A 12281-nucleotide genomic window follows, 5' to 3' on the forward strand; every position below is an offset into this window, starting at 1 on the left:
ACATAAATCAGCTATAATATAAATAACGGAGGTTGATCGAATGGATTTCGTACGTGTAGAAGTACTGAAGAGGCGGATGTCGGTTGGGCGTATAATTCCTCGCGTTCTTTCAGGCCTAATTGGATTGTTCTTGTTGTTGATCAGCATAATATTGTTCGTTACTATTATCGGTATACTGCCAGGAATAGGTTTAGGCGGCATCGGACTCCTCTTCTTAGTCGGAGCATTTACGGGCAGTGAGCAGTTCGAATGCCCTCGTTGCGGATTCAAAAAGAATATTATTCTATACGGAAAACATAACGCAAGCTGTCGAAAATGTAAACAAAACATATCGATAGACTGGATAAAGGATAAATAAAAACTCTACCCTTATCCGGTAGAGTTTTTTTCTTTCTTTAATATATCTCATTTTCGCCGATTTTATCGGCTGCTACATACACCATTTCATCCTTATGCAGAATACTTCCTTTATACGAAGGTGACCCAAGAACGCTTTCTTTCTCTGTTTCACCATATAATTTAATGTTATAGACATCAGAGCTATGATTTTCTGTGGTGTTGAAATAAAGGTATAGTTCGTCTCTCTCGCTTTGTAGAGAAACTAATTCGCTACCAGACGGAACTACGATTACATCACTGTATTTTTGTTTAATAATAGACATTTTATTCTCTCCTCGCGTTGTTACTTCGAAAGTTGTTTAAACAGGCCTAACCAATTCTTCTTATAACGAGCATAACTAAACCGCTTGTACACATCCAATGAATTTTTCGCGAACTTTTTCTGTTTCATGCTGTCCAACATTAATTCAATTACTTTTTCCGCAACTTCTTCGTAGTTATTGTATTCTGTTAGGTATCCGTCTTTTCCGTCTCTGATAAGTGTTTCCGGTCCGTACTTCGTCCGGTAACTAACTACTGGCGTTTGGTTGGCTAGACTCTCCATGATCACTAGACAAAAGCCTTCAAAACGGGACGTCATAATAGACAATCCATGTTTTTGGATTTCTCTATTAACGTTATGGGTGAACCCGTGAATATAAACATTGTTTTCGAGTTTCAACTCCTTTATTAACGCTTGTAAATTTTCTTTCTCTTTTCCATAACCAAAGATGTGATACTCGGCTTCTTTAATAGTATCGACTACAATACGGAAAGCTCGAATTCCGTCCGCGATATTTTTGCTGTCCTCCAAGCGAGCTAGTGTTATGGCTGATTTAGGATTTCGCTCAATTGATTCATCTAGTATTTCATCTTTGTCCAATGTGACCGCATGAGGAACTACAACAAATCGTTTATCCTTACCGTAGTCTTCCTCGACATCCCTTTTTTGTTCTTCAGTTAAGAAAACAATCGCATCGAATTCATCCCTGTGATCAAATATCTCTTTATACACGCGCCTATATGGAGATCCTTTAACGTGTGGCTTATCAAGATGCGTATTATGCAAGGTTACGATTTTATAACAATCGTTGCTCACCTTACGGAAAACATCTAGTAATCCCAATTCATCAAGCATTAAAAACGGATTCGTGTAATCTTTTAGAACAGACTCAACCCAATAGACGTGCGCATCAGTTATATGATTAAATGCTTTGTTAATTCCAGCGTGAATAACACACTTCGTTCTCTTCCCTGAAGAATTTACCCAAACAGATAAATAACATTCTTCATTAATATCATAATATTTTTCAAACGCAGGTTTGTTGTTCTGAAGGTTGTATCTAATCTCACGTCTCTTTCTGCCGTTAAGATCATACTCAACTCTATGGGTACGTTGGAGATTAAGGTCACGATAATCAATGAACTTAAGTCTCATTTCTTCGTCGAATAGTTTGTACTTTACATAGTTCCCGTCCTTATCATAGTACCTGTAGCCATTTGTATTAGGGCGTTCATCTATATAGTGAGAAAGCCCATCCTCGACCAACCCAAGCTCAGGAGATTTATCCTTATTAGAGATTCGCTCAGGTAAGTTGTAGAAGTGCTCGTGAAAATTGTATACCTCGATATTCTCCGCGAGTCTCCCTCTTTCTTTCATTCTAGAGATAATGTGTTCGTGGTTATTTTGAAAATTAAGAGTTAGAAACGAGACTTCTCCCCGCTCTGTAGCAACCATATTAGCACGTCTTTCGGTTGCGAGAGCCATTCCGGATCTAACTTCGTCTAAGAAATCAATAAGTATAAAATTATGATTCATGAAATTCTCCTTAGTAATTTATTACTATTAGTATACATTAAATTCGAATGCAAGTGTTACTGTTTACCTGTCCTTTTCTATTTCGATAATTTCCCGAACATCATCAATCTCAAACGTATTTACAATTCGTTCTAAGTGGTCGATTGAAACGCGGACAACATGGTTTCGAGAAAGTTGCGAAATTGCGGCTGGTCTGATCCCGACCTTTTCGGCGAATTCACCCTGATTTAGTCCGTAGCGATCCATTAGCTTATCGATTCGTAGAACTACTCGTCTCATCGTTCTGCCTCCAATCGTTTTATTTAATTATAATGCACGAAAGTGTTTTCGTAAATACGTAAAAAAGAAATTTACGCAAAAACGAAAATAATCGTTGACTAGTATTACGCATAAACGTAAAATACGTATTAACAACTGATACGTAAAGGCGGAATCATTATGCATTACTTAGCGGAACACCAAACGTTCGACTCGACGGCCGAACTCAACGCTGCTGTCTACGAACATATCAAGCGCAATACATACGAACTAAACGACACGGACCGGCTGACGCTGAAGACGATCGCTCGCTATGCGGTCAAGTTCGCCGGGGCAGCGCATCTTAAAGCGGAAACACTCGCGGACCTGATCGGTAAGTCCGTCAAGACTGCGCGTCGTGCCGTCAACAAACTCGCATCACTTTCGATCATCCAAAAGGTCGCGACAACACGGAAAATAAACGGCGGACACGGCGCCAATATCATCGTCATTCTCCCGGTCGGAAGAAGAGTCGAGGACACGCAACTGTCCGAAGATGACCAGTCGACAATGACCACGCGTGAGGATGCCGAAACACCAACGGAGCCAACGGATGAAGCGCCTAAAATTACGAATGAACCATCGCATTCTATTAATCTTTCAAAAAATCACGTAATAGATACGGTGCTGGCCTGCGGTCTTAAAAATGCGTTACCAAGCGAAATCTACTCCGCAATGGCGCGCTACTTCGAAGCAGACGAAATTTATAAATACTACGGCATCTTATTGCGGGCTAAAGCATGCGTAGATCCAACGCTAGTACTCGAAGAACATCCGCAACCATTCGTTGAAGCGTGGCATGCAGCGATTCTCAAACGAAAACAGCAGAAAATTAGACGCTTTGACGACTACCTATACGCTAGCTTCCGACAGGCCGCATGGACGGTAAAAGCCCGTGAAAATCGTGTTAAAAACGTTGGGCTATTGGCGGAGTTCGAAACGTTCCTCCAAGCGTAGTAGATTTGCTCGTCACAAATTGTGACGACCGAAATTCGGATAATCAAACAACTTTAAGATCCGTAGAAAAGACGTTGACATGCCGTTCAGTATCGTTGTATAATCGCACAAAATACATTCGATTTCGCGTCCTTAAAATGTCGGACCGTTATCGAAAATAAGTGTGCGTAAGGCTTTCGTAAGTAAGGACGAACTGAATTTCGAAATAGGTTTCCGGTACCACGTCTGCCGGGGGTTCGAATCCCTCCGAGCGCGTTTTCAAGACAAGGATTTGGCATTAGCCGCCCTTGTTTTTTTTTGAACTTTTAGTCGTATTTGACTCCCCGGAAGCATATATCAATTGGGGTCACTCGTGATGACTAGACGAAGGGGCGGGGTTAAATGGACAAAAAACACAATTATTTTATACCATCAGGACTGTTGATTGGATTAGGCATCGGGATATTATTCGACCATCCGGCGCCGGGGCTTTTGATCGGCCTCGGGGCGGGGATTTTGTTGTCTGCTGTTGTGCCGAAACGAAACGGAAAGTGAGCTGGAAGGCTCGCTTTTTTACGCTTTTACAAAAAAAGGGCGGCCGTTTGGCCGCCCGTTGTTGTTTAATCATGGATTGAACGCATATGTTTGATCTTTAGATTTTCAAAGACGGCCGTTCCATTTTCGGTAAAGAGCGTGATACCTGTATCATTCAGGTCGGGAAATGCAAGGTTTGAGTGCGTCGTTTCGCCGTCATCAATAAACGCTTCGACAGTGTTTTGATCTACGATGATTGTGAAATGCACCCGCTTTTTTTCCGGATCAAACGGTGCTTTGCTTTCCAAATAGGTGCGGGTGCTGTCAGGCTGTCCCGTAAATCCTCTGTTCACAAAAGAATAACCGCCTTCAGCCGAAATACCTACATCGATATGGCGTTTTCGATCCGCAGATTCTCTGAGCCTGAATCCCGCGTTTTTAAGATCGGCCCACGAGATATCCGCCTCAAGCTGATAGGTATTTGCCTTAATCTGAAGCGTTTTTGATCCGTTTACTTCGATGCGCTCAAACTCATCTGTCGATTCGGTTAATTCATCCAATTGATCGATTGGATGAGAGGCAAGGCTGTATTGATTTCCGCCTTTATGTTTAAGCTGAATTTGCCGGACGATCGAATCGGTTCCGTTAAAGCCGTCTTTCCATGTCGGCGTCCGGTTTGCATAATCCCAGTTATTCATCCACGCCAAAGCATAGCGTTTCTCGTACGGATCGTTTGTTTCGCCGTCCTCAAATGTCACGCCCGCATACCAGTCAAAGCCGTAATCAAGCCACTGGGGTTCCGCCTCGTCCGCCGTAAATTCGTTGCCGTTGAAGCTGCCTGTCCAGTATGCATAAGTATTCGGCTTGCCGGCACCTTTTCCATTTGCGCTTGCTCCGAGAACCCATTTATATGTTCCGTCATCAGCCCGCATCTTGAACAGATCCGGACATTCGATGATGCCGATATTTTCTGTTTGAAAACTACTTGTATAACGCCATTCCTTCAGATTTTGTGATTCGTAAAAGCCGATTTTCGTTCCTTCAGCCAGCGCCATCACCCATTTATCATCCTCTTCATCCCAGATCACTTTCGGATCTCTGAAATCGACGGTGTCCGGGTTAGGCAAGACCGGCTCTTCACCGTAAGGTTTAAATGTTTTTCCACCATTTTTGCTGTACCATAAAAATTGTTCTTCCTTCCCGTCATTGGCCGAAGGCTGCGTCATAATCGCCACGATCGCCCCTTTGCCGAAGCCGGCTGTGTTTTGTGAGTCGACAACGACAGAACCGGACCAAGGATCGCCGTTTTTATTCGTATATTTCGGAATGGCAACCCCTTGATCCTGCCAGTGGACGAGATCGTCTGACACCGCGTGGCGCCACTCTGTCCCGTTGCCGTCCGGATAGTCCCGGTTATAGAGGTAGTAGTAATGATATTCTCCATTGAAATAGACGGGCTTTTGAGGGTCGTTTTTCCATTTGTCAGGGGTTGTCAAATGGAAAGCCGCTCGATATTCCGGTGTTTCCGGGGATTCTCCCTTTTTTTCTGTTTCCCGGGCTGAAGCCAATATCATGATGAAGATTCCAAGACAAACAGTTAAAATGCTAATCCGCTTATATACTGTCTTCTTCAAGAAAATTCCCCGCTTTATTCTAAGATGACACACGAAAGAAAATGCCGATGTTCACCGGCATTTTCTTTCGTTTTATTAGTTTACCGTTAATTGTCCCTGTTCAAGAATGCTGTTTTTGACAACGGATGTTTTTGATCCTTTGACTTTCAGCAAAAAGCTTGGTGCAAATGTGGCATGATGCTCGTTTGAAATTCCTCTGTTTGTGATGTAGCTCGTGATGACGACTTCGTCGCCTTTTTTCTGCGGTACGGCAAAGTGTGAATAAGTAAATGTGATGTCATTGTAATCCAGGTCCATGTGCAAAACAAGTCCGGATTTGTTTAAAGGCTTGAATGGCCCGGTTAGTGAATCTGATACATAGCCGAGCATATAAATGTCTTTTGCACCAATGCCGTCAATTGTCATTTTTGATCCTCTTGAATCTGTGAACAGATACCATTTTCCGTTCATTTTGAAGAGATTGGCCCGTTCGATTTCATCAGTCACCGCATTGGAGGCGATCAAAGGCTTCATGACTTTTTTCAGCGTATAATCGTTATTTAATTCGATGATGCCGAGTGCGCCGTTAGCCAATGAAGCGTTCTTTTTGTTCGCTCCTTGAAGCAGCTTGCTGCTTTCTTCTCTAAAGAATTTCTTGCTGCCTCCGTAGTAAGCTCTGTTGAATAGAGAGTCTTCTCCCTGATAGCCGGTTTTTGTTCCCGTATTGGCTTCAAATACGAGATATTTGCGGCCGTGATCTTCCACATAATGCGGGTCTCTCAGTGTATGGTTGTCGCCGGAGCTGTAGTTTCCTTCGTCAATGAATTGCTGAACGTTTTGGTACACTGAGCCGTCAGCGCCGTCAAAGACTGATTTATGATCTTCTACACCGTCAATTTTCAGTGTGTCCGAATCCGGCTGAGTGAAATTGACCTGCGCCGTTGTCAGCGTCTGTTTGCCGTATTGCATGCCGGAGAAAGCTGTGTAAAACAGTCGGACTTTTCCGTCTTTTGTCAGCGTGGCGGACCCTGACCATTCTTGTGTTTGATACTTAAGGTACGGATCGTCAGGAGTGAATTTGTCGCTGTCTTTAAACACTCTGCCGGCGTTTTTCCAGCTGTCGATGGAAGTTTCGCCTTTCTTTTGATAGAACAAGTAGATGGATGTGTCATCGACGTCTTTCGGGTCGCCCGCCAACGCGAAGACAAGATTGTAGCCGTGGTATGTAGCGACTGTTCCGTCGGCATTTTGCAGCGGCCAGCTGTCCCATACATCTAAATCGATCAGTTCTCCATTTTTGTTATAACCTTTTGCCGAAGGAATGTTTTTGATGGTTTTCGGATCGAATTGAGGAACTTTAAATTGTTCGCTCTTTTGCTGTTCGGGAATTTTCAGCATATCATGTCTTGTGATATGAGAAAATCCGTAGCTCTTCTTGTAATCTTGCGTTTCTTTTGCAAAGGTTTGCGGCGCACCTCCCGCAAGCAGAGCTGCTGCGACGGTTAAGGCTGACGCTTTTTTAGCGATGTTTTTGATGTTCATCAATATTTCCTCCCTTTTTAAATATGTAACAGATTGCTCCTGACAACATGAACGTTTCCAATCATCCCTCCTAACTGCGACATTGTCCTGAAGAACAGAAAAAAGACCTAAAATGTGCAAGGTCATATAGGCAAAAGATAGACTTCGCCCTTCACACATTTTAGGTCTTGCCTGCTTAACAGTAACAATCCCGACAATATTGAATTACCATCATTCTAATATACTCATCTCTGGGACTCAACTGGTCTAAGTTCCTCTTTTCTCATACATTTTTTTGCAAACGACATCAATTTTAAGCTAAAAGACACCTTTTTTAATGAATCTATAGTCTGTATAAGGAGTATCGTCAATCGTTGAAATCAATATACATCGGTATACTTTCCCAAAAGGCATCCGGAATTGCAAGCTTCTGCTGATCATGTCTTGACAGGGTTGTTTGAATATCGTCCTCTTTTCCGGCTTGAACTTTTTGAAGCCATTCCGGATCCATCAGAAGACCCCGGCCGATTCCGACGAGATCGGCTCCTGTTTTCAGCGCTTGAACGGCATCTTCCGGTGTGCGTACTTTCCCGGCTCCGATCAGAGGGAGACGGTCCCCGACCGCTTCTTTGATCAGTTCCATCCGCGTGCGGGATTTGTCTGCACCACGGCGCGGCAAGGACCGGAAATCAATGAGAGAAACGTGCAGGTAATCCAATGTTTGTTCCCGCAGTACATTGACGAAAGCCAACGTTTCAGCCATTGTGATTCCGGGCGTTTCCGGCTCTTCGGGCGAAAATTTGTAGCCGATGATAAAAGATGGTTTATGGCAGCTTTCCGCTACGCGTCTGATTTCTTCTATAATCTGAAGCGGAAATCTCATCCGTTTCTCTAAAGTGCCGCCCCAGCTGTCATTGCGCCGGTTGTAATAAGGGGAGAAGAACTGATGGATGAGAAACCCGTTTGCGCCGTGAATTTCAACTCCGTCAAACCCAGCTTCTATCGCTCTTCGCGCCGCCTGGCCGAAAGAATGGATAAGGTCTTGAATTTCTTGATCAGACAGCGCCCTTGGCACCGGTGCATTCGGTTGATTCGGAGCGACAGCGCTGGCGCTGACTGTTCGTTCTATACCTTTGGCTCCGGAATGGAAGAGCTGCAGGATCGCTTTTGCTCCATGTTTCTTTAAAGTGGCTGCAAGCCGGGTTAGTCCCGGGATTTGATCATCGTTCTCAGCTCCGGGGATGCCGGGAAATCCGGTTCCGGGCTGTACGGTTGTCGCAGATGTGATGACCATCCCGACATCTGTCGCCCGCGCGGCATAATAGACGAGTTCGTCGTCAGAAATGAATCCTCCCGGCATAGAGGATGAATGCCCCATTGGCGGCATGATGATCCTATTTTTCAATTGGATGCCGTTTTTAAAAGTAAAGGGTGTGAATAAAGAATCGTATTGTTTTTTCATGTTTTTCCTCCTTTTGATATAACCATAGCAACCACCGTGAGGCTCCACAAGAACGCAATTTTTTTATATATGCTTTATAAAAATAAACCGTAAGATCGTTCTCTTGAATGCTCCGGTGTCCATATGGTAGGATCAAGTCAAAATTGGCGAATGAGGCAATGGAGGAATTGCTATGAATTCAGCTGTCGATCATAAAGAATGCTCTTCTTTAATACAGGGTGTATTGAAAATTTTCTCTGGTAAATGGTCATTTTTGGTTCTCGCCGAACTCATTCAGGGCAAGCGGCGATTCAATGAGCTCAGAAGGAACTTGGGAAACGTCAACACGAAAGGATTAACTGACACATTAAGACATCTTGAAGAAAGCGGTATGATTTCCCGGAAGGTGTTCCCAACGGTTCCTGTTACTGTCGAATATGAATTAACAGAAAAAGGTAAAGAGTTCCACAGCATTTTTAAAGAGATGGCCGCGTGGGGGGAAAAGTGGATGGATGAACGTGAATGATAGCCGAAGAAATAATAAAACCCGACTTTTCAGAGTCGGGTTTTTTCGATTTAAAATGACTTCAAAACATGATCTCTATATGTTTTCGCGCTTTCGGCGAGCTCGCTTTCGCCGGTTGAACCCGCCCCGTAAAACACGTACGGCGGAAGGTATGTAGTACCGATGAAGTTGCTTGTCGCCTGAAAAGGGCGTAACAGTTCGCTGATCGTATAGTGATTTGACCCGCCAGCCTGATAGGCTTCTTCGGGAGCGCCCGCCGATACAGCGACCATGAATTCTTTGCCGTGAAGCGCTGTGCCGTTTGTTCCGTATGCCCAGCCGTAGAGAAAAACGTGGTCCAGCCATTTTTTTAAGAGCGGCGGCGAGCTGTACCAATAAAGCGGAAACTGGAAGACGATCCGATCGTGTTCTTCACAAAGTTTTTGTTCTTTTTCCACATCAATGGCCTCGTCAGGATATTTCAGATCGCGGAATGTAATGCCGGGTGCGTCTTTCAATGTGTCTGCAAATGCTCTGTTCACAACTGACTGCTCCATATTCGGATGAAATGCGAGCACCAATACTTTCATGATTCCATCTCCTTCTTCCATTTTATTCATCTTAACGAACAGCCAGCTTGGATTCAACAAAAACGCTCCGTCTCCATTCAAGGAATCGGGCCGTGACAAAGGTCTTGATATAAGCCACAAGACACAGAATTTGCATGCCTTGGAGGAAGATGCGAAAGGTCAAAATCCGAGTTTCTTCATTTATATATAAACATAAGCAAAAAGTCTCTTAAAGACTGCCATGAAAAAATAAGGCAAACAGGTGAAAACGGAGCTATAGACATGGATCATCATGATCGGGCGATATCTATTAATGCGATTATTCCGAATTTTAGGCAAGTTGAAATGGAAATGTGGATCTATATCCGGATGAATGGTTCAAGTCAAAAGCTCCCGTTATCTTCTAAAAATTAAATATGAATGCAGGATGAATTAATGGTTTTTTGTTCTCATCAAAAACGCTTCTACTTCTTTGACGGTTAATCCCATTTCTTTGGCCTCCAGCATAAGGGCTCTCCATTCGTCGATATTGGCTTGGGTCAGCTCCCTGTTTCGATAAAGCGTCCGTTCTTTCTTTTTCTGCTTGAGGCGGTGTGTGAATTGAAACAGTTCTTCCTGGTTCATCCCCGCCTGCACGGCCTGTACAAGGTGGGTTCTCCACTCGTCTTCATGCTCGGTCCGCCGATAAAGGATCACTTCGGTATCAAACAATTCCTTTAATTCCACTTTCAGCGCACGGGAGATTTTTTTCAGGAATTCGACTGACGGATTTCTGTGAACGCCGCGTTCAATTTTGCTTAAATATGATTTTGATACGCCTGCTATATCAGCAAGCTGGTTAATGGAGTAGCCTTTTCTTTTTCTGTACATTCGGATGACTCTTCCGATCATACTGATTCCTCCCCTTCCCCTTGCCATTCATATAAAAACGCTTTCCTGTTCATTATAAGAAATAATTTGTTCTTTATAAAATTCAAAAATTTAAGATATCGACAGAAAACAAAAGAAAACGAACGGATTTGTTCTCTAAAAAGAACTATATAGCTAAATTCAGCATTTTTCAATTCAAATTTTTTCTTTTATAATCCAATCATTAACAAACGGCATTCCTGAGGAGGCAGTCAAGCATGAAAGAAAATATTGATTTTAGAGAACTGATTGCAATCTTGCGAAAAAGAACGGTTCTTATTCTCGTTTTGACAATTGGTGTAACATTGACGACCGGAATCATTCAGTTCTATGTGCTGACACCTGTCTATCAGGCATCGACGCAGATTTTGGTACATCAAGTAGGAGAGAAAAAAGGGAGCGCCACGTACAGCGATATTCAAATCAACCTTCAATACACGCGGACATTCCAAGCGCTTCTGAAGAACCCGGTGATTTTGGAGCAAGTCAAGAGAGAGCTTGATTTACCTTACTCTGCCGGCCGGTTGGGTGAAAAAATCGCAACGAGCAGTGAAAGCGAATCAGAGATTATTAATATTTCGGTTCAAGATGAAAATCAGAAACGGGCAGCCGATATAGCGAACACGCTAACAGCGGTTCTCAAAAAAGAGATTAAGCAAATTATGAACACCGATCGGATAACCGTCCTTTCAAAAGCCGACATCGTCGATTCGCCGACTCCTGTCAGACCGAATTACAAAATGAATATTTTGCTGGCATTCGGCGCCGCAATAATGACCGGAATCGCTTTGGCGTTCTTTTTGGATTTTATCGATGATACGGTTGCAAGGCCGTCTCAAGTCGAAAAGGAAGCGGGATTTATTTATTTGGGAAGTATTGAGCAAATGAAGCATACAAAAAGTCTGTTTCGCGGAGACTCCGATATGAATATCCGCGTGAAAGCAGGAAGGAGTGAGCCGCTTGGCTATTAGAAAAAAACGCTCTCGCAAATATCAATCGGCGCTTGTCGCATTGCATCAGCCGAATGCGCCGATCGTCGAACAATATCGGACGATCAGGACGAACATTGAGTTCTCATCCTTTGAGAAGCCGTTTAAATCATTGCTCATCACATCGGGCCTGCCGGGAGAGGGCAAATCATTCTCGGCTTCAAACTTGGCGGTCGTATTTTCGCAACAGGAAAAAAAGGTCCTCCTGATCGACGCGGATTTAAGAAAGCCGACGATTCACAAAATTTTTGAGCTCGATAACCATTCTGGCGTCACAAATATATTGATGAAAAAAACGACGCTGGAAAATGTCGTGCAGCAAAGTCAGGCGGAAAATCTCCATGTGCTGACAAGCGGTCCGATTCCTCCGAATCCGTCCGAGCTGTTGTCGTCGCAGGCGATGGAGGATCTGCTTGCTGAAGCGTACAACCAGTACGATTTAGTCATCCTTGATTCGCCGCCGCTTTTGCCGGTCGCAGACGCGCAAATATTGGCGAACCAAGTGGATGGAAGCATCCTTGTCATCCTCAGCGGAAAAACAAAGCTTGATAACGCGATCAAGTCGCGGGACGCGCTGAATTCTTCAAAAAGCGAACTGCTCGGCGCCGTGTTGAACGGGCGGAAAGTGAAGAAGGCGCGTCAGTATAATTACGCAACCATGTAATCTTTTGAAGCGGCTGCGCCGCTTTAGGTGATGTCTCCTTGCCTTTACCGATGGAGGCACTCGGCTCTACCGTGGGCAGACTACCCGTCTGCCTTAGACGCAAGTC

The 12281-nt window shown here is 43.9% G+C and carries 13 protein-coding genes; 5 read left to right on the forward strand and 8 right to left on the reverse strand.

Annotation, left to right across the window (positions count from 1 at the left end):
• Window positions 1-395 precede the first annotated feature (395 nt).
• The 3 genes from ACVC9U_RS00765 to ACVC9U_RS00775 form a co-directional block, all read right to left on the reverse strand.
• Entirely contained in the window at window positions 396-662 is a 267-nt protein-coding gene (locus tag ACVC9U_RS00765; RefSeq protein ID WP_016885193.1) for a hypothetical protein, read from the reverse strand.
• A gap of 20 nt (window positions 663-682) precedes the next feature.
• On the reverse strand, window positions 683-2197 hold the full coding sequence (locus ACVC9U_RS00770; protein ID WP_441390030.1) for a glycosyltransferase: 1515 nt from the start codon (window positions 2195-2197) through the stop codon (window positions 683-685).
• Window positions 2198-2260: 63 nt separating this feature from the next.
• Window positions 2261-2476: a helix-turn-helix domain-containing protein gene (locus tag ACVC9U_RS00775; RefSeq protein ID WP_016885191.1), complete on the reverse strand. Its 216-nt coding sequence runs from the start codon at window positions 2474-2476 to the stop codon at window positions 2261-2263.
• 159 nt (window positions 2477-2635) lie between these two features.
• Here ACVC9U_RS00775 and ACVC9U_RS00780 point away from each other — a divergent pair, with 159 nt between their 5' ends.
• Window positions 2636-3451, forward strand: coding sequence for a helix-turn-helix domain-containing protein (locus ACVC9U_RS00780; protein WP_441390031.1), 816 nt, complete (start codon window positions 2636-2638; stop codon window positions 3449-3451).
• A 381-nt stretch (window positions 3452-3832) separates the two neighbouring features.
• A complete protein-coding gene (locus ACVC9U_RS00785; protein ID WP_023856347.1) occupies window positions 3833-3985 on the forward strand; it encodes a hypothetical protein in 153 nt (50 codons plus the stop codon).
• Window positions 3986-4050: 65 nt separating this feature from the next.
• Here ACVC9U_RS00785 and ACVC9U_RS00790 read toward each other — a convergent pair whose 3' ends face one another.
• The 3 genes from ACVC9U_RS00790 to ACVC9U_RS00800 all read right to left on the reverse strand — a co-directional run bounded on the left by ACVC9U_RS00790 (window position 4051) and on the right by ACVC9U_RS00800 (window position 8560).
• Window positions 4051-5598 (reverse strand): glycoside hydrolase family 32 protein, encoded by a 1548-nt coding sequence (locus ACVC9U_RS00790; RefSeq protein WP_075751465.1) that lies wholly within the window; start codon window positions 5596-5598, stop codon window positions 4051-4053.
• 75 nt (window positions 5599-5673) lie between these two features.
• Window positions 5674-7119: a glycoside hydrolase family 68 protein gene (locus tag ACVC9U_RS00795; RefSeq protein ID WP_441390032.1), complete on the reverse strand. Its 1446-nt coding sequence runs from the start codon at window positions 7117-7119 to the stop codon at window positions 5674-5676.
• Window positions 7120-7465: 346 nt separating this feature from the next.
• Window positions 7466-8560, reverse strand: a complete 1095-nt coding sequence (locus tag ACVC9U_RS00800; RefSeq protein ID WP_075751463.1) for an NADH-dependent flavin oxidoreductase — start codon at window positions 8558-8560, stop codon at window positions 7466-7468.
• Window positions 8561-8732: 172 nt separating this feature from the next.
• On the opposite strand from ACVC9U_RS00800, the gene ACVC9U_RS00805 reads away from it, so the two are divergent.
• Window positions 8733-9065, forward strand: a complete 333-nt coding sequence (locus ACVC9U_RS00805) for a winged helix-turn-helix transcriptional regulator (protein WP_075751462.1) — start codon at window positions 8733-8735, stop codon at window positions 9063-9065.
• Between the two features lie 50 nt (window positions 9066-9115).
• On the opposite strand, the gene ACVC9U_RS00810 is transcribed toward ACVC9U_RS00805, so the two are convergent.
• Window positions 9116-9634 carry an NAD(P)H-dependent oxidoreductase gene (locus tag ACVC9U_RS00810; RefSeq protein WP_441391212.1) on the reverse strand — a complete coding sequence of 173 codons (519 nt, stop codon included), beginning with the start codon at window positions 9632-9634 and terminating at the stop codon, window positions 9116-9118.
• A gap of 411 nt (window positions 9635-10045) precedes the next feature.
• Entirely contained in the window at window positions 10046-10504 is a 459-nt protein-coding gene (gene slrR / locus ACVC9U_RS00815) for an HTH-type transcriptional regulator SlrR (RefSeq protein WP_023856335.1), read from the reverse strand.
• A gap of 236 nt (window positions 10505-10740) precedes the next feature.
• Here slrR and ACVC9U_RS00820 point away from each other — a divergent pair, with 236 nt between their 5' ends.
• Both ACVC9U_RS00820 and ACVC9U_RS00825 read left to right on the forward strand, forming a co-directional pair.
• Entirely contained in the window at window positions 10741-11493 is a 753-nt protein-coding gene (locus tag ACVC9U_RS00820) for a YveK family protein (protein ID WP_075751461.1), read from the forward strand.
• Entirely contained in the window at window positions 11483-12175 is a 693-nt protein-coding gene (locus tag ACVC9U_RS00825; protein ID WP_154495500.1) for a CpsD/CapB family tyrosine-protein kinase, read from the forward strand. The genes ACVC9U_RS00820 and ACVC9U_RS00825 overlap by 11 nt, the downstream gene beginning before the upstream one ends.
• The last annotated feature ends 106 nt before the right edge of the window (window positions 12176-12281 follow it).

Source organism: Bacillus sp. GM2, assembly GCF_056155945.1.